Origin of the sequence: Burkholderia sp. Ac-20392 (assembly GCF_017104585.1) — a bacterium.
Classification (GTDB): domain Bacteria; phylum Pseudomonadota; class Gammaproteobacteria; order Burkholderiales; family Burkholderiaceae; genus Burkholderia; species Burkholderia lata.
In genome coordinates this window covers 14,521-30,954 of sequence record NZ_JAAGPB010000051.1, presented here as the reverse complement: position 1 = coordinate 30,954, position 16,434 = coordinate 14,521, and the positions used below count along the sequence as shown (strand labels likewise).

Sequence of the window (16,434 nt, the reverse complement as noted above, 5' to 3'; positions counted from 1 at the left end):
GGCGGATGCGGGCCGTACGGCCGGCGTGCGCGAAAAGCGCGGGCCTGGCGCCGGGTGCGTCACGCCGTCCAGATCGACGAACATGCCGCGTGCCTGAGCGTGCGGATGGCTCGGCGCTTCGTCGAAGTCGAGTACCGGTGCGACACACACGTCGAGGTGGCCGAGCCGTTGCACCCATTCGTCGCGCGTGCGCTCGCCGAATTTCTCGGCGAACACCTGCTTGGCTTGCGGCCACTGCGCGCGATCCATCTGTGCCTGCAGCAGCGGGTGGTCCTGCAGATCGAGTTGTTCGAGCAGCAGCCGGTAGAACTTGCCTTCGATGGGGCCGACGCTCACGTACTTGCCGTCCGCGCAGGCGTAGACCTCGTAGAACGGTGCGCCCGTGTCGAGCAGGTTGGTGCCGCGTGCGTTGTCGAGCATGCCGGCCGCATGCAGGCCCATCGTCACCGTCATGATCGACGCGACACCGTCCACCATCGCGGCATCGACCACCTGGCCTTTGCCCGAGCCACGCGCTTCGAGGATGCCCGCGAGCAGCCCGAACGCGAGATACAGCGAGCCGCCTGCATAGTCGCCGAGCACGTTGAGCGGCGGCGTCGGCGCCTGCCCGGCGCGACCCATCGCATGCAGCGCGCCGGTGATCGAGATGTAGTTCAGGTCGTGCCCGGCCACCTGCGACAGCGGGCCGTCCTGCCCCCAGCCGGTCACGCGGCCGTAGACGAGGCGCGGGTTGCGCGCGAGGCACGGTTCGGGCCCGAGGCCGAGGCGTTCCATCACGCCGGGGCGAAACCCTTCGATCAGCGCGTCGGCGCTGGCGATCAGGTCGAGCACCAGGTCGACGGCGGCGGGATCCTTCAGGTCGACGCGAATCGACTTGCGGTTGCGCAGCCCGAGATCGAACTGCACGGGGCGCGGCGCGCCGAGGCCGGACGGCTCCTTGCGATCGATACGGATGACGGTGGCGCCCAGGTCGGCGAGGAACATCGCGGCCAGCGGCCCGGGGCCGATGCCCGCGATCTCGACGATCTTGATGCCGGCCAACGGGCCGGAACGGGAGGGGGCTGCGGGCATGATCAGATCACTCCCGCGTCGCGCAGTTGTTGCAGGCGCGCTTCCGGCAGCTTGAGCAGCTCCCGGTAGATCTCGTCGTTGGCGGCGCCGAGTGCCTGCGCGGGCTGGTCGAACTGCACGGGTGTCCCCGACAGCTTGATCGGCAGGCCCATGCCCATCGCGTTGACGCCGTCGAGGCCCGGGTGCTCGAGCCGCACCACGGCGCCGCGTTCCTGCAGCACCGGATCCTGGAGCACGTCGAGCGGCGAGCGCACCGGGGCGGCCGGCACGCCTCGCTTGACCTGCAGCTCGGCGATCACTTCGTCCGTGCTGTGGCGGCGCGTCCACTCCTCGATGATCGCGTTGATCTCGGCCGCATGCTTCATGCGCGGGCCGCGTGTCGCGTAGCGCGGATCGGCGGGGATCTCGGGCCGGCCCACGGCTTCCATCAGGTTCTGGAACCAGTCGGGCTGGAAGGCCACCATCGCCACGTAGCCGTCGCGCGTGCCGTACACGCCGAACGGCACCAGCCGATCCTGGAAGTTGCCCGAGCGTTTCGCATATCCGTGCTTCAGGAACACGTCGAAATGCTCCTCGGCCACGAGCGACGCGAGGCAGTCGAGCATCGATACCTGCACGCACTGGCCGACGCCCGTCCGGCCGCGGTGAATCAATGCGGCGAGGATGCCGTTGACCGCATACAGCGGCGCGATCAGGTCGGCGATCGGCAGGCCCGAGCGCGTCGGCGGGCCGTCGGCGAAGCCGGTCACGTCCATGATGCCGGACAGCGCCTGCACGATGATGTCCATGCCTTTCAGGTTCTGGTACGGGCTCGGTTCGCCGAACGCCTTGATCGACGCATAGACGATCTTCGGATTGACCTGGCGCACGCTTTCGTAGTCCACGCCGAGTCGTGTCGTGACGCCTTCGCTCGCGTTCTCGATGACGACGTCGGATTCCTTGACCAGCTCCATGAACAGCGCGCGGCCCTGCTCGGATTTCAGGTCGAGCGTGATGCTCTTCTTGTTGCGTGCACGGTTGAGGATGGTCAGCGACACTTCGTCGTCGCCCTTCACGCCGAAGTGGACGCCGTCCTTGCCGACGTACGGGGGATTGTTGCGCGCAATATCGCCGCCGCCGGGGGACTCGACACGGATGACTTCGGCGCCCATTCCACCCAGCAACAGCGATCCGTAGGGGCCGGCCAACGCCACGGTCAAATCGAGGACGCGAATGCCGTCCAGAGGTCTTGCAGCTGACATGCTTGTCTCCTGAATCTTGTGTGCGGGCGGTGCCTGGCCTGCATGGCCGGCACCGCCCGCGATCCGGCGATGCCCGGTGCGGGAACCGCCGGCGGATGGCCGCGCCTAGTAGGACTTCGGCAATCCGAGCTTGCGTTCAGCGATATTCGACAGAATGAGTTGCGGGGTGACAGGGGCAATGTAGCCGATCCACGCTTCCCGCATGAACCGCTCGACGTGGTACTCCTTCGCGTAGCCGAAGCCGCCGTGCGTGAGGATCGCGGTCTGGCACGCGTTCATGCAGGCCTCGGATGCCAGCAGCTTTGCGGCGTTCGCCTCGGAGCCGCAGGACAGCCCTTTGTCGTAGAGTTCGGCGGCGGCCAGCATCATGTGATTGGCCGCTTCCAGCTCGGCCCAGTTGCGGGCCAGCGGATGCTGGACGCCCTGGTTCTGGCCGATCGGGCGGCCGAACACGACACGATCCTTTGCATATTGCGTTGCGAGCTTGAGTACGGCGCGGCCCATGCCGATCTGCTCGGCGCCGACGAACACGCGTTCGGCGTTCATCCCGTGGAAGATGTAGCTCAGCCCCTTGCCTTCCTCGCCGATCAGCTCGTCCTTCGATACCGGCAGGTCGTCGATGAAGAGTTCGTTCGTATCGACTGCGGCACGGCCGAGCTTGTCGATCTCGCGGATGTCGACATATTTGCGGTCGAGCTTCGTGTAGAACAGGCTCAACCCTTCGCTGTGCTTCTTCACCTGCTCGATCGGCGTGGTGCGCGCGAGGATCAGCATGTGGTCGGCCACTTGCGCGGTCGAGATGAAGACTTTCTTGCCGGAGAGCAGGTAGTTGCCGTCGGGCTGCTTCTTCGCGACGACCTTCAGCTTCGTGGTGTCGAGGCCGGTGTCCGGCTCGGTCACCGCGAAGCACGCCTTGTGCTCGCCGCGCGTGAACGGCGGCAGCCACGCCTTCTTCTGTGCGTCGGTGCCGAAATGCACGACCGGCTGCAGGCCGAAGATGTTCATGTGGATGGTGGACGCCGCGGCCTGGCCGCCGCATTCGGCTGCCGTACGCAGAAAGAGGGCGGCTTCGGTTACACCCAGGTTGGCGCCGCCAAATTCCTCCGGCATGCAGATGCCGAGCCAGCCGCCGCTCGCGACCGCGTCGAAGAACTCGTGCGGAAATTCGTGGTGCTTGTCCTTGTTGCGCCAGTATTCGAGCGGAAACTTTGCGCAGATCTTCTGCGCAGCGTCGATGATCGCCTGCTGGTCGGCACTGAGTTGGTAGTTCATGATCGGTTCTCCCGCTGGGGCGCCATCACGCGTTGCCGGCCGGGCGCAGCATCATCAGGCCCGTACGCACCGCCGTGCACACGATCTCGTCGCGCTGGTTTTTCGCCACGTGCTTGAACGTGACGATGCCCGAATCGTTGCGGCTCTTCGACACCCGCGTTTCCAGGATTTCGGTCTCGACGCGAATCGTGTCGCCGTGAAACGTCGGCTTCGGAAACGCGATCTCGCCGAAGCCGAGATTGCCGAGCGTCGTGCCGAGCGTGGTTTCGTACACGGTGATGCCGGCCACCAGCGCGAGCAGGAACATGCTGTTCACGAGGCGCTGGCCGTACATCGTGTTCTTGCTGTATTCGGCGTCGATGTGCAGCGGCGCGCAGTTGTAGGTCATCGCCGAGAACAGCACGTTGTCGGTTTCGGTCACGGTGCGGCGGATCGCATGCTCGATCACCATACCGGGCTTGAATTCTTCGAAGTAAAGGCCTGCCATTTTTTCTGTCTCCTTGGGTGTTCGGTTACGCGATCAGCGATTGAACGACTGCGCGAGTTCGATGATTTCGTGCGCCGTCTTCGCGTGGGCGATGTCGATGTGCTCGCCGTCGTAGATGCACGATGCGCGCCCTTCGGCCTGGGCCTTGTCCAGCGCGTCGATCATGCCCTGGTAGAACGCCACTTCCTCTTCGGTCGGGCTGTAGGTGCGGTTGACGATCTCGACGTTCGACGGGTGCAGCACCAGCTCGCCGCTCATGCCGAGCTGGCGGTCGTTCGCGGACGACACCTTGAGCCCTTCGAGGTCATGCACCTGCTGCCACACACCGCCGATCGGCAGCTTGCCGGCGGCGCGTGCGGCCATCACGATGCGCGATTTCAGGTACTGGGTTTCGCGGCCTTCGAGCGACCACACGGTCTTCAGTGCGCGGGCCACGTCGGCATTCTTCGCGGTGGCGCCGACGATCGCCGGCACGCGCTCGTGCTGTGCGATGTCGTACGCGAGTTCCAGCGAACGCGCGGTTTCCAGCAGCGGGATCACCTTGGTATGGCCGACCGGGACGCCCGCGCGGTACTCGGCTTCGGCCAGCATCGACGACACCGTGTGAATGTCTTCCGGGCCGCAGGGCTTCGATATCACGATGCCTTCGACCACCGGGTTCACGATCGCGAGGATGTCGTCGAAGTCGTACAGGTGCGCGCTGCGGTTGATGCGCACCCAGATGCGCTGCTTCTGCTCGGCCAGCCACGCGAGCTTCGACCGGACGATTTCGCGCGCCTCGACTTTCTGGGCGGGCGGCACGCTGTCTTCGAGATCGAGGATCAGCGCATCGGCTTGCGATTGAATGGACTTCTCGATCCAGGTCGGCTTGTTGCCTGGAACGAAGAGGAAGGAACGGATGGGTTTCATCTGCGTCGTCATGATGGTTTCGGCCTGTTGATGGGGTCGCCTGATTCATCGTTAGGCATCAACCTAACAACTGGTAGTTAGTTTGGCGCTCAAATCGCGAGACCGTCATTGGGGTTTATACGGAGATGCTGTGCAGAGGCAGGCAGCGCGTGGCGCGAGCCGGGGGCGGGAGGCCGGCCGCGTGCAGGTGGGCAGCTTGGGGCCGAAGGGGAGGCGAGCGCATTGCGGCAGCGGCCGTATGCCGGCGTAGTGTGTGTCGTGACGCCGATCCGCAAGCACCACGGTATCAATGCACCAATGCATGCGGCCGGCTTGCCCAGGGGAGGCAAGCCGGCCGTCGTTCACGTTGCACGATGCGGCCGCGGTGGCGCCGTGCCGTGCGGAGGCACGCGTTACAGCTTGCCGTTGAAGAACGGCGCGAGCACGGAAACGGCTTCGTCGACGTACTGCGGCACGCCGTACAGCGACATGTGGTTCGCGCCTTCGACCACATGAAGGTGCTTGTCGGCGCTGGCCGCGCGGGCGAGCGGGTCGTCGCTCATCCATTTGCTGCCCGCGACGCTGCCGGCCACGATCTGCAGCGGTTGCGTGAGGAACGCTTCAGCCTTGTAGTACGCGTCGTACGTGATGATCTGGTTGAGGCTGCGGGCGGTCATGAAGCCGGGTGCGTTCGGATGCGCGCAGCGCGGCGTATGGTAGTACTCCCATGCTTCTTCCAGTTCCTTGTTCGGCGCGTCTTCCTTGCGCATCGGCGCGAGCGGCAGCGTGGCGAGCGGCGCGCCGGATGCAGCCGGAACATCAAGTTTCGCGTGATCGGATGAAATCGATCATGCCCTGTTAGCGAGTGGGATTCCGTTGATCGAGATGGGCGCTCAACGTCGCCTGAGCGCGTACTCGCGCCTGGGAGTTGGTCCGGGCATCCAGAAGCATGATCACGGTGGTGACCGCGAAAATCACCAGGCTGAAAGTCACGACGATACCGGCCAGCCACGGTGCGGGGAGATCGGAGACGGTCGCCGTCGAGTAGGCGCCTTGTTCGAAACGGGCCGCTGCCATACCGCAATAGTGCATCCCGCACACGGCAACGCCCATGACGATTGCCGAACCGATCTGGCGTGTTCTGCCGAATGTGCTCGGCCGGCGCAGGTCGAAGGCCAGCAACAAGGCGGCGCCACTGGCCAGGATCGCGATGATGACGGACAGCGCGACCAGCCAGGGCTGGTATCGAATGCCGGAGCAGATGCTCATTGCCTGCATGCCGAGATAGTGCATGCCGGCGACGCCCAGTCCCATGACGATTGCGCTGACAATGAGTAGCGGCCAGTGCAGACTGAAGCGGGAAAGTGGTACAAAGCCGACCGCCGATGCAGCAATTGCAATGAACAAGGAAGCGATGGTGGTGGGAATGTCGTATCCGACCGCGACAGGCAGGTGAAATGCCAGCATGGCGACGAAATGCATCGACCAGATACCGAGCCCCATGATGCAACCGCCGAAAGCGATCCAAGGCCAGATCGAACGATTTCCGACGAGATTCAGGCGATCGGAGATATTGAGTGCCGCAAACGATGCGAGGATCGAAAGCAGGCAGGAAAGTACGACGAGCGTAGGGTCGTAGGTGCCGGACATGATCGTTATTCTCGGTTATAGGCTTTTTGGTCGTTTTTGAAGGCGCCATTCCTTTGCGAGCGCGCCATCCCCTCGTGTGTCCCGCAAATATACCGAAACCCGGAATCGAATCAAGGGCGCCTCGGCCAGTTTAGGGGGGGCGTCGACGTTGCGCACGCCCTCGAACCGTGCAGTGTTTTCGATCGCGAGCGGACGGTGTCGGATGTACAGTGAACGCGTGAGGGCGCACGGAGGTAGTCCGGCTGGCCGACGTCCGCGCCAACCCGATCGCGACGCCGCGATCTGCGATAATGGCGCCCGCCTTGGCGGACGGCAGCGTACGATCGCGTTGCCGCCCGCCGCGAATTCGTATCAGGAGAATCCCGTGCGCGACATCATCGACGGTTTCCTGCGCTTTCAGCGCGAGGTCTACCCGCAACGTGTCGAGCTGTTCAAGCAGCTCGCGACCACCCAAAATCCCAAGGCGCTGTTCGTGACCTGCTCGGACAGCCGCGTGGTGCCGGAACTGCTGACGCAGCGTGAGCCGGGCGAACTGTTCGTGATTCGCAACGCGGGCAACATCGTTCCGTCGTACGGACCGGAACCGGGGGGCGTGTCGGCCACGGTCGAGTATGCGGTCGCCGTGCTCGGCGTGCGGGATATCGTCATTTGCGGGCACTCGGATTGCGGCGCGATGGGCGCGATCTCACGGTGCACGTGCCTGGACCATATGCCGGCCGTTGCGAACTGGTTGCGCCATTCCGACGCCGCGAAGGCCATCAATGCCGCGCATCAGTTCGACTCCCCTCGGGCGAAGCTCGACGGCCTGGTGCGCGAGAACGTGATCGCGCAGCTCGCCAACCTGCGCACGCATCCGTCGGTCGCCCTCGCGCTCGAGCAGGGACGAATGAATCTGCACGGTTGGGTCTACGACATCGAGATGGGGCGCATCGACGCACTCGACGGGGCGACGCGCCATTTCGTCCCGTTGAGCGAGTCGCCGGCCACGGTGGCGGTCAAGTCGTACTGAGCGCCGAGACCTTGTTCCGGCCGGGCGCGTTGGCGTTGTATAGCGCTTCGTCAGCCGCTTTGATGATCGCGCCCGCTTCCATGTCCTGATCCGACGGCCAGCTCACCGCTTTTCGACGCTCGGCCGCGAAGCGGATGACTGCGCCGAAGTCGCCGCGGGTGTGAATTGACTGGAGCCACAGCGAGTGCGGCTGCGGAACCCGGTGCGCCCGCTCGGCGTCGAGTTCGCCCTCGGCTTGCAGCGCTGCAAGCAGGACGCAGCCGGTCGCATTCACCCTGCCGAGTCGGACAATCGAAAGCACCGCCCCGTCGGCCCCTCACCAACGCATCGCGCCGCAAGCCGCCACGCACCAGCCGGATCATGTTGCTCCAGCGGGTTCGCAGCGCCTTGCGGCGCGTCCGCATCTCGATCGACCTGATCGTGCGGTATTAGAACCGGTGTCGAATGGCGACGCGCAGCGCCGTCTGGTGATTGGACGTCGACGGCGTCAACTGGTTGATCGATGCGACGGCGATATGGCCGGTCGAATCCCTCCCGCTGGCGCGCTGATACGTGCCGACGAAGTACACGTCGGTTCGCTTCGACAGGAAGTAGTCGGCGCCGAACGATGCCTGGTTGTAGTGCGCGCCGCTCTGGCCATCGGCCCCGCTGTTCTTCGTGTAGACATACGCGGCGCCGACGAGGAAGGCCGGCGTGATCTGATACTTCACGTTCAGCTCGGCGTTGTTGAATTTCGCCGTGCCGGCGATGCCGCCTGCCGGTACGGGGCCCGTCGTCGTATCGCCGAGGCCGCGGAACTGCGTGTTCGAATAGGTCGCGCCCACGGTGAATGCACCGATCGTGTACGCGGCGCCCGTGCCGATGACCTGCAGCGTATGCGCCGACGCATAGCCCGAAATCACCGGCGATGCACCGAAGTTCGAGCCGGGCACTTCGTTGACGGTCGCGGCGACGGTGCCGCCCGAACCGTAGAACGACGTATTCGGATTCCGCACATTGAGGTAGCCCGCGGCCAGCGCGAGCGGGCCGTTCGTGTAGCTGGCGCCGGCCGACCAGATCTGGTTGCGGCCGGTGCGCCCCGGCACGCCGCCCAGCGAGTAGAGGGCGGTTGCGGTCAAGCCGTGAAAGACGGGGCTGGTGTACTTGATCGCGTTGTTGACGCGGTTCGTGTTGTTGAAGTTGTCGTTGTCGGACGGATGAGCGGCGAGGTAGCCGCCCCATTGATCGCCTGCTTCGAACAGGCCGAGGGAGTCGACGACGGAATCGTACTGGCGCCCGAGCGTCATCGTGCCGTAAGGGCTGGACAGGCCGACATAGACTTGCCGCCCGAACCCGAGCCCACCCTGGCCGAGTTTGCCGGTATTGACGTCGAAGCCGTTTTCCATCACGGCGACCACACCATAGCCCGCGCCGAGGTCCTCCTTGATGCGCAGCCCCCAGCGGCTGCCGTTCAGCACGCCGCTCGCCATCGCGTACTGGTGGTTGCCCGACGCATTGCTGACGTAGTTGATCCCTTCGTCAAGAATGCCGTAGAGCTGCACGGTGCTTTGCGCATGCGCTGTCCCGCTGACGAACCCGGCTGCTGCGCAAAGCGCAATCGTCTTTCTCATTGAACGTCTCCAAAGTTTCTTCTGAATTCATGTTGTATGGCGCTGCGATTTTTCGTCTGACATTTGATCAGTACAACAGATCAATGGCGTCGGATCGACGACCAGTTGAAACGCTCATCCTGATCAGTTCAACCGAATCCGGAACCTCATGTCATCGCAGCGTTGATTGATTAGATTCGGGGCGAATGTCGCCGGTCAACCGCTTGGGCCGAGAGATTCCGTGCATTGAAAACGACGGTGTCGCGGGCCCCGCAATCAGCGTGGAGACCCTTAAGGGTAAAGCCGCATCAGGGCAGTGCGATGGGAGAAGTGCGCAGCGCGGAGGCTGGCAGAGACATGCGCATCGGCGCATTCGCGGTCGGCCCTTTCATGGTTGTTCATGGGCCTGTCGCGCGTGAAGCAAGGCTGATTCGTGTTCCGTTCAGCAGGCAGATCGCGGCCGATTACTGGATGCGCTTGCGCTTCCGGGCAGCGCCTGCATGTCCGATGTCGTCGGCTTCGACATTGGCCTTCGCGATGCGCATCGCCTGATCGAACTGCGTGCCGGTTGCAACATGACGGTGATCGACACTGATCAGCCAGCCGCGACCGCTGTGGCACCAGCGGATCCGCCGATCATCCAGCAGCTCGGCAAACCATCGCCACAGCGCCGCGTCTTCCGCGTTGGCGCTGTCGCGTGCCGCCTCGCGTGCAACCCGCATGTTCGATGCGCAGTTTTCCGGGCGCCGCTTCTGCGCGGTGTCCGTCCTGCAATCGGCCACGCCGGCCTTGACGTTCGCGTCTGCGAGACGTTCGATCGCGAGCGATACCTTCATTCTGCGTCTCCTTTCCATTCGACCACTCACCGTCAGCCACGCGAAAAAAACCGGGGCACTCGGGGAGAACCCACAGTGTCGGTTCGACCGTCGTGACGTCAAGACTGCCTGCCCGACGATTCCGTACTTCGAAAGGCGCGTGAAGCCAGTGGAACGCGTCGCGCGTGCCGGATCGTGATGCGCCGACGCGCGCGCCGCACGTGGCCGTTCCGACGTACGGAACAACGCCCGCGCGTGGATTGACGCGTTCAGCGGCCGCGCACACGATGGACAGCGACACCGATCGGGTTTCGCGATGTCGTCGGCTGCGTTCAAGGAGGTTCCGGACGCGGGCCAATCGATGCGTCCGGAACGATCGCCACGCCGCCCGGCGAGCCCAACATGGAAAGGGAAGCATCATGTCCGAAAGCAGTCAGCACGCGTCCGACTACGCGTCGTATTCAAGCCTGGCGTTCGACCGCCCCGCGAAAGGCGTCTTGCGCATCACGCTCAACCGGCCGGAGCGGCTCAACGCGCTCGATGCGCGCGGCCATGACGAACTCGCGCGCGTATGGCGGGAAGTCGACGAGGATCCGAGCGTCTCCGCCGTGATCCTGTGCGGCGCGGGCAAGGCATTTTCCGCCGGCGGCGACTTCGACATGGTCGAGGAAATGATCGACTCGTTCGACGCACGCGTGCGCGTGTGGCGCGAATCGAAGGACCTCGTCTACAACATCATCAACTGCTCGAAGCCGATCGTATCGGCGATCCACGGCTCGGCCGTCGGCGCCGGCCTGGTGGCGGCGCTCCTCGCGGACATCTCGGTGGCCGGCCGGACCGCACGCCTGGTTGACGGCCACACGCGGCTCGGCGTCGCCGCCGGCGATCATGCGGCGATCATCTGGCCGCTGCTGTGCGGGATGGCGAAGGCGAAGTACCACCTGATGCTGTGCGAGCCCGTGAACGGCGAGAAGGCCGAGCAGATCGGCCTCGTCTCCGTCGCGGTGGACGACGCGGAGGTGCAGGAAACCGCGCTGTCGATCGCCGTGCGGCTCGCGAACGGCGCGCCGTCGGCGACGCGCTGGACCAAGTACGCGCTGAACAACTGGCTGCGCCAGGCCGGGCCGACGTTCGACGCGTCGCTCGCACTGGAGATGTTCGGTTTCGGCGGGGCCGAAGTGCGCGAAGGCGTGAAATCGTTCCGCGAGAAGCGCGCGCCCGAGTTTCCCGTGACTACGCCGGTGTCGCCGGATCGATCTGCATGAACGACCTCGCACAGGAGATTCCGGGCCGCGCGAGCGCTGCCGCCGCGTCCGGCGGCAGCGTGGATCTTGCCGCGATCATTCGTCCCGGCGATACGGTGATGTGGGGCCAGTCGCACGCCGAACCCGTGACGCTGATGCGCGCACTCGTCGCACAGCGCGAGCGCCTGAAGCGGATCCGGATCTTCCTCGGGATCGGTCTCTCCGACGTGCTCGCGCCCGAGCATGCCGATGCGTTCGACTTTCTCGCCTACTGCGGCAGCGGATCGAATCGTGCGCTCGCCCGTGCCGGGGTGCTCGACATTCTTCCGGCGCACTATTCGCAACTGCCGGAACTGATCCGCGACGGCCGGCTGCGGATCGACGTCGTGATGCTGCAGGTGTCGCCGCCGGACGAACAGGGCCGCTACAGCCTCGGGCTGGCGCGCGAATACCTGGTCGAAGCGGTGAAGCATGCGCGCGCGATCGTCGCGGAAGTGCATCCCGACGTGCCGTGGACCTACGGCAGCCCGACGCTCGGCGCGGCCGACATCGACCTGCTGGTTGAATCGGATGCATCGTTTCCCGAAGCCGCGGCCACTGCGCCGGGGCCGGTCGAACTGGCGATCGGACGGCACGTCGCGTCGCTCGTCGAAGATGGCGCGACGTTGCAGACGGGCATCGGTTCGATTCCTGACGCGGTGATGGCGGCCTTGCACGACAAGCGCGATCTCGGCGTGCATACCGGCAGCATCGGGGACGGCGTCGCGGCGTTGTGCGAAGCCGGTGTCGTGACGAATGCACGCAAGACGATCGATGCGGGGATTACCGTCGGTGGCGTGATCATCGGCTCCGAGCGGGTGCGGCGCTTCGCGCACCGCAACCCCGCGCTCGAACTGCGCGGCACCGAGTACACGCACAATCCGCACGTGCTGCGCCGGATCGACCGCTTCGTCGCGATCAATTCGGCGGTGGAGGTCGACCTGACGGGGCAGATCAACGCCGAGGCGATCGGCGGCACGTATGTCGGCGCGGTGGGCGGCGTGGCGGACTTCCTGCGTGCGGCGCAGGCCAGCCGGGGCGGTGTGCCGGTCGTCGCGATGCCGTCGACTGCCGGCCGGCACAGCCGCATCGTGCCGCGCGTGTCGGGGCCCGTCACGATACCGCGAAGCGATGCATGCGTGATCGTTACCGAATACGGGATCGCCGATTTGCGCGGTCTGTCGCTCGCGCAGCGCATTCCGAGGATGATTGCTGTTGCACATCCGGATCATCGCGAGCAGCTGGAGCGCTCGCTTCATGCAGGCGGGTGAGCGGGCGGCGCAGGTCCGCCTCGCAATCGTGCGGAAGCTGGCGGCGAATGCAGGGGTGAAACCCGCGACGAAGGCTCGGCACGGTTCAGGCTGACGCCGCGCCGCCGTTGCATGAATGCGCACCGGCAGCGGGTGTACGATCGGGACTTCGATATCGGACGCCGGCGAAGCGTGGTATGGCGGGATCGGGGAGAACGTGCCCGTACGCATCGCTTCATGACGTCCGACCGCGTCATGAAGCGATGCATGCGAGGAGACATGAGTACATTCAACCGATTGCACCTGATTCGGCAGGTCGATTTGTTCACGCTTAAATTGTTCCTGTCGGCAGTCGAGGAGCAACAGATCGGCCTTGCTGCGATTCGCGAGAATATCGCGGCGTCCACGGCGACCAAGCGTATCCAGGATCTCGAGGACATCGCCGGCGTCAGGCTTCTCGAGCGCGGCCCGAAGGGGGTATTACCGAGTCCGGCGGGCGAAGTCCTCCTGCGCTATATCCGGAAGATCTTCGACGAGCTGGACGACATGCGGTCCGAGATCGCCTCCTTTACCGACGGTATGCAAGGCGAGCTGACCGTCGCGTCGGCACGGTCGATCATCGTGCCGTTCTTGGCGCGTGAAGTCGGCGAGTTCAGCCGCGAGTATCCACTGGTGGACCTCTTGATCCAGGAATTCGAGAATGCCGAGATCGTGCAGGCGGTCGTCCGCGGCGAAGCCGACATCGGTGTGTTCGCCGCGGCGCACGAGCTCGACCTGGGTGGCGTCGATATCACGCCGTACCGTGAGGACCGGTTGATCGCCGTCGTACCGAAGGGGCATCGTCTTGACGGGCGCGCGACCGTGACCTTCAAGGATCTTCTGCCGGAAAACGTCATTGCCGTGACGGCGATGGTCGGTGCGATACGCACGGCCGCACGGCGCCTCGGGGAAGAATTCAAGCCGCGCTACAACGTCCGGAGTGCAGGGGTCGCGGTCAGCCTCGTGCAAGCCGGACTGGGCGTCACCATTCAACCGGAGTGCCTGGTCAGCCATGAGCTGTTCAGCCGGGTTGCGGTCGTGGAGCTGGCCGAACCATGGGCCGTCCGACGCATTCACATCGCGACCGCGCGCGGGCGCGAACCGAATCCGATCGTGCGCGCACTAGTCAAGCAACTGCTCGACCGGCCACGCGACTGAAAGGCGGGCCGACGGCGGACACGACACGCCGCCGCATTGAGGCCACGATGTTTTCAATCACGCCTGCGGCGCGACGGATGCGCCGGTGATGCCATGCCGCCGCAGCGAATCCGCGACGAAGCCCGACGCCTTCATTTCCTCGACGAACGCATTCAGCGTGGCCGCAGCCGCTTCACCGCGACTCTTCGGCACCCCCATGGCCTGCCGGATCACCATGAACCGCTCGTCGAGCAGGCGCAGGCCGGACGTTTTCGCCGCGTCGCTCTCGAGCTGCTGCTTCACGCCGGCCGCCACTTCCAGTTGCTGTTCGATGAAGGTCTGCACGACGGCTTGCGACGTCGGCGCACGCACGATCTGCGCGGCCTTCAGTTCGCGCGTGAGGAACAGGTCGTAGGCGCTGCCCTTGCCGACGGTCACGCGGTTGCCCGGCTGGTCGACGTCCGCGTTCGTGCGGATCGGCGACGCGTCGCGCACGAGATAGAACCCCTCGATCAGCACGTACGGCGCCGTGAACGCGACCGTTTCGCCGCGCAGCGGATCGACCGCGAAGAAGCCGAAATCGGCACGCTCGTCGGTCAGCGCCTGCACCGATTTGCCGGCGGCGTCGAACACCACGAGCTCCAGCTCGGCCGACAGGCGTTCGGCGAACGCGCGCGCCAGGTCGATCGACACGCCGAACGGTTCGCCGGTTGCCGGGTCGCGGTTCGCGAGGATCGGGTTGCCGAGGTTGATCGACGCGCGCAGCTTGCCGGTCGGCGTGAACGCGGAGAGGACGGAAGGGGCGAGAGGCATGGGAGGCTCGTTGCGGTCGTAGGGTTCGGGGCGCGTCGATGCGCGACTGATCGTCGGCATCGAGCTTATCACCTGGCTTTCGTCATGGCGGAGCGTCGAGCGGCGCAAGCTTGCCTTCGTTGCCAACCGGGAGGCGCGATTTATGTGCGTTTCCGTCATCTCGTGGCCCGAGCGTGATAGACGGGCAACGGGGCTGGGCGGCTGCGAGAGGCGATTTGATGCGGGAAAAGGGGTTTGATTGGCTTGCTGCGCGCCAGCGGCTGTGCCGGGTGGCCGAGTCGTCGCTCACCGTCGGCGCCCTCCAGCCAGCACCAGTGGGCCTTGATTCGCCCGGCAACCGCTAGAATTGCGGTTTTAGTCCGGAATACGTCCATGTCTTTTGCCTCGCTTGGCCTGATCGATCCCTTGCTGCGTAACCTGCAGGACCTCAATTACCAGGCCCCTACACCGGTTCAGGCCAAGGCGATTCCTGCCGTGCTCGGCGGCAAGGACGTGATGGCGGGCGCCCAGACCGGCACGGGCAAGACGGCGGGTTTTGCGCTGCCGCTGTTGCAGCGGCTGGTGCAACACGGCCCGGCGGTGTCCAGCAACCGCGCACGTGTTCTGGTGCTGGTGCCCACGCGTGAACTGGCTGAACAGGTGCTGCAAAGCTTTGTCGCTTACGGCAAGGGCCTCGATTTGCGATTTCTGGCTGCTTACGGCGGCGTGAGTATCAACCCGCAGATGATGAAGCTGCGCAAGGGCGTAGATGTGCTCGTCGCCACGCCGGGCCGTTTGCTGGATCTCAACCGCCAGAATGCGGTGCAGTTCGATCAGGTGCAAACGCTGGTGCTGGACGAAGCCGACCGCATGCTGGATCTCGGCTTTGCGCGCGAGCTCAACGCCGTCTTTGCCGCGCTGCCCGCGCAGCGCCAGACCTTGCTGTTCTCCGCCACGTTTTCCGACGATATCCGCGCGATGGCGGCGACCATTCTGCGCGGTCCGGTCAACATCAGCGTCAGCCCTCCCAATGCCACGGCCAGCAAGATCAAGCAGTGGGTCGTGACGGTGGACAAGCGGAACAAGCCCGACCTGTTCATGCACCTCGTGGCCGAGAACAAGTGGGAGCATGCGCTGGTATTCGTCAAGACGCGCAATGGCGTGGATTACCTGGCGGCGATGCTGGACGAAGCGGGCTATGCAGTCGACACCATCCACGGCGACAAGCCGCAACCGGCGCGCCTGCGTGCGCTGGAGCGCTTCAAGACGGGTGAAGTCCAGATGCTGGTGGCCACCGATGTGGCGGCGCGCGGGCTGGATATCGACGACCTGCCGCTGGTGATCAACGTGGACCTGCCGATCGTGGCGCAAGACTATGTGCACCGTATTGGCCGTACCGGCCGCGCGGGCGCCAGCGGTGTGGCGGTGTCCCTGGTGTGTGCGGACGAAGCGCCGCAACTGGCCGCGATCGAAGCGTTGATCAAGCAGACGCTGCGACGTGAAGAGGAGCCGGGTTTCGAGGCCGAACACCGCGTGCCGGAAACCAGCGCGACGGGCGAGATCATCAAGAAACCCAAAAAGCCCAAGAAGCCGAAAGTGCCGCACGCTTCGTCGGCTGCCATGCCGGTGCCGGGTAAAAAGCCGCGTCCGCAGAATGGCGAAAACAAGCGGAAGCCTGCGGCGGCGCCCGCGAAACCGGCTGGTAACGGGCCGGACTACACCATTGGCAGTCCGTTCAGCGTGCAGAAGCCGCGTGGTAAATCCGCCGCCAAGCCAGCGGCAGGAGCGCGCAAGCCTGCTGGCAAACCTGCTGGTGGGCGAGGGAAGCGTCCGTCCTGATTCGTGGCAATGTGTCACGCCAGCCATTGAGTACGGCAGGCGGTTTGGAGGCCGTAGGCAGACTCGAGGGTG

The 16,434-nt window shown here is 65.0% G+C and carries 16 protein-coding genes; 5 read left to right on the top strand and 11 right to left on the bottom strand.

Annotated elements, in window-relative coordinates; translation table 11 throughout:
• The 7 genes from G3N99_RS09920 to G3N99_RS09890 all read right to left on the bottom strand — a co-directional run.
• The coding region (locus G3N99_RS09920) for a CaiB/BaiF CoA-transferase family protein (protein ID WP_206122287.1) at nucleotides 1–1,071 on the bottom strand (1,071 nt) is incomplete at its 3' end.
• A 2-nt stretch (nucleotides 1,072–1,073) separates the two neighbouring features.
• Entirely contained in the window at nucleotides 1,074–2,312 is a 1,239-nt protein-coding gene (locus tag G3N99_RS09915) for a CaiB/BaiF CoA-transferase family protein (RefSeq protein ID WP_206122285.1), read from the bottom strand.
• A gap of 105 nt (nucleotides 2,313–2,417) precedes the next feature.
• Complete coding sequence (locus G3N99_RS09910; protein WP_174933236.1) at nucleotides 2,418–3,584, bottom strand: acyl-CoA dehydrogenase family protein; 1,167 nt, start codon at nucleotides 3,582–3,584, stop codon at nucleotides 2,418–2,420.
• Between the two features lie 25 nt (nucleotides 3,585–3,609).
• Nucleotides 3,610–4,071, bottom strand: coding sequence for a MaoC family dehydratase (locus tag G3N99_RS09905; protein ID WP_206122283.1), 462 nt, complete (start codon nucleotides 4,069–4,071; stop codon nucleotides 3,610–3,612).
• A 33-nt stretch (nucleotides 4,072–4,104) separates the two neighbouring features.
• Nucleotides 4,105–4,992, bottom strand: a complete 888-nt coding sequence (locus G3N99_RS09900; protein ID WP_206122281.1) for a CoA ester lyase — start codon at nucleotides 4,990–4,992, stop codon at nucleotides 4,105–4,107.
• A 380-nt stretch (nucleotides 4,993–5,372) separates the two neighbouring features.
• A complete protein-coding gene (locus tag G3N99_RS09895) occupies nucleotides 5,373–5,729 on the bottom strand; it encodes an alpha/beta hydrolase (RefSeq protein WP_241011567.1) in 357 nt (118 codons plus the stop codon).
• An 88-nt stretch (nucleotides 5,730–5,817) separates the two neighbouring features.
• Entirely contained in the window at nucleotides 5,818–6,609 is a 792-nt protein-coding gene (locus G3N99_RS09890; RefSeq protein ID WP_174933230.1) for an MHYT domain-containing protein, read from the bottom strand.
• Between the two features lie 364 nt (nucleotides 6,610–6,973).
• On the opposite strand from G3N99_RS09890, the gene G3N99_RS09885 reads away from it, so the two are divergent.
• Nucleotides 6,974–7,618, top strand: coding sequence for a carbonic anhydrase (locus G3N99_RS09885; protein ID WP_041492480.1), 645 nt, complete (start codon nucleotides 6,974–6,976; stop codon nucleotides 7,616–7,618).
• On the opposite strand, the gene G3N99_RS09880 is transcribed toward G3N99_RS09885, so the two are convergent.
• The 3 genes from G3N99_RS09880 to G3N99_RS09870 all read right to left on the bottom strand — a co-directional run bounded on the left by G3N99_RS09880 (nucleotide 7,605) and on the right by G3N99_RS09870 (nucleotide 10,043).
• On the bottom strand, nucleotides 7,605–7,892 hold the full coding sequence (locus G3N99_RS09880; protein WP_206122292.1) for a hypothetical protein: 288 nt from the start codon (nucleotides 7,890–7,892) through the stop codon (nucleotides 7,605–7,607). The genes G3N99_RS09885 and G3N99_RS09880 overlap by 14 nt on opposite strands.
• A 154-nt stretch (nucleotides 7,893–8,046) precedes the next feature.
• Nucleotides 8,047–9,228: a porin gene (locus G3N99_RS09875; RefSeq protein WP_206122280.1), complete on the bottom strand. Its 1,182-nt coding sequence runs from the start codon at nucleotides 9,226–9,228 to the stop codon at nucleotides 8,047–8,049.
• A 443-nt stretch (nucleotides 9,229–9,671) separates the two neighbouring features.
• Nucleotides 9,672–10,043, bottom strand: a complete 372-nt coding sequence (locus G3N99_RS09870) for a hypothetical protein (RefSeq protein ID WP_241011566.1) — start codon at nucleotides 10,041–10,043, stop codon at nucleotides 9,672–9,674.
• A 398-nt stretch (nucleotides 10,044–10,441) separates the two neighbouring features.
• On the opposite strand from G3N99_RS09870, the gene G3N99_RS09865 reads away from it, so the two are divergent.
• The 3 genes from G3N99_RS09865 to G3N99_RS09855 all read left to right on the top strand — a co-directional run bounded on the left by G3N99_RS09865 (nucleotide 10,442) and on the right by G3N99_RS09855 (nucleotide 13,752).
• The gene (locus G3N99_RS09865) at nucleotides 10,442–11,287 is read left to right on the top strand and encodes an enoyl-CoA hydratase/isomerase family protein (protein ID WP_174983571.1); all 846 of its coding nucleotides are present in this window, start codon (nucleotides 10,442–10,444) and stop codon (nucleotides 11,285–11,287) included.
• Complete coding sequence (locus G3N99_RS09860; RefSeq protein ID WP_206122278.1) at nucleotides 11,284–12,576, top strand: acetyl-CoA hydrolase/transferase family protein; 1,293 nt, start codon at nucleotides 11,284–11,286, stop codon at nucleotides 12,574–12,576. Before G3N99_RS09865 ends, G3N99_RS09860 begins: the two co-directional genes overlap by 4 nt.
• Nucleotides 12,577–12,834: 258 nt before the next feature.
• Entirely contained in the window at nucleotides 12,835–13,752 is a 918-nt protein-coding gene (locus tag G3N99_RS09855; RefSeq protein WP_174933222.1) for a LysR family transcriptional regulator, read from the top strand.
• Between the two features lie 57 nt (nucleotides 13,753–13,809).
• On the opposite strand, the gene G3N99_RS09850 is transcribed toward G3N99_RS09855, so the two are convergent.
• Nucleotides 13,810–14,544 (bottom strand): ABC transporter substrate-binding protein, encoded by a 735-nt coding sequence (locus G3N99_RS09850; RefSeq protein ID WP_206122276.1) that lies wholly within the window; start codon nucleotides 14,542–14,544, stop codon nucleotides 13,810–13,812.
• A gap of 372 nt (nucleotides 14,545–14,916) precedes the next feature.
• Between G3N99_RS09850 and G3N99_RS09845 the strand changes: the two genes are divergently transcribed.
• Complete coding sequence (locus G3N99_RS09845; protein ID WP_206122275.1) at nucleotides 14,917–16,362, top strand: DEAD/DEAH box helicase; 1,446 nt, start codon at nucleotides 14,917–14,919, stop codon at nucleotides 16,360–16,362.
• Nucleotides 16,363–16,434: the final 72 nt, after the last annotated feature.

Excerpts from the sequence above, each read along its gene's own strand:
- G3N99_RS09915 (WP_206122285.1), bottom strand. The coding sequence starts at position 2,312 with ATGTCAGCTGCAAGACCTCTGGACGGCATTCGCGTCCTCGATTTGACC.
- G3N99_RS09910 (WP_174933236.1), bottom strand. The coding sequence starts at position 3,584 with ATGAACTACCAACTCAGTGCCGACCAGCAGGCGATCATCGACGCTGCG.
- G3N99_RS09905 (WP_206122283.1), bottom strand. The coding sequence starts at position 4,071 with ATGGCAGGCCTTTACTTCGAAGAATTCAAGCCCGGTATGGTGATCGAG.
- G3N99_RS09900 (WP_206122281.1), bottom strand. The coding sequence starts at position 4,992 with ATGACGACGCAGATGAAACCCATCCGTTCCTTCCTCTTCGTTCCAGGC.
- G3N99_RS09895 (WP_241011567.1), bottom strand. The coding sequence starts at position 5,729 with ATGCGCAAGGAAGACGCGCCGAACAAGGAACTGGAAGAAGCATGGGAG.
- G3N99_RS09890 (WP_174933230.1), bottom strand. The coding sequence starts at position 6,609 with ATGTCCGGCACCTACGACCCTACGCTCGTCGTACTTTCCTGCCTGCTT.
- G3N99_RS09875 (WP_206122280.1), bottom strand. The coding sequence starts at position 9,228 with ATGAGAAAGACGATTGCGCTTTGCGCAGCAGCCGGGTTCGTCAGCGGG.
- G3N99_RS09870 (WP_241011566.1), bottom strand. The coding sequence starts at position 10,043 with ATGAAGGTATCGCTCGCGATCGAACGTCTCGCAGACGCGAACGTCAAG.
- G3N99_RS09865 (WP_174983571.1), top strand. The coding sequence starts at position 10,442 with ATGTCCGAAAGCAGTCAGCACGCGTCCGACTACGCGTCGTATTCAAGC.
- G3N99_RS09860 (WP_206122278.1), top strand. The coding sequence starts at position 11,284 with ATGAACGACCTCGCACAGGAGATTCCGGGCCGCGCGAGCGCTGCCGCC.
- G3N99_RS09855 (WP_174933222.1), top strand. The coding sequence starts at position 12,835 with ATGAGTACATTCAACCGATTGCACCTGATTCGGCAGGTCGATTTGTTC.
- G3N99_RS09850 (WP_206122276.1), bottom strand. The coding sequence starts at position 14,544 with ATGCCTCTCGCCCCTTCCGTCCTCTCCGCGTTCACGCCGACCGGCAAG.
- G3N99_RS09845 (WP_206122275.1), top strand. The coding sequence starts at position 14,917 with ATGTCTTTTGCCTCGCTTGGCCTGATCGATCCCTTGCTGCGTAACCTG.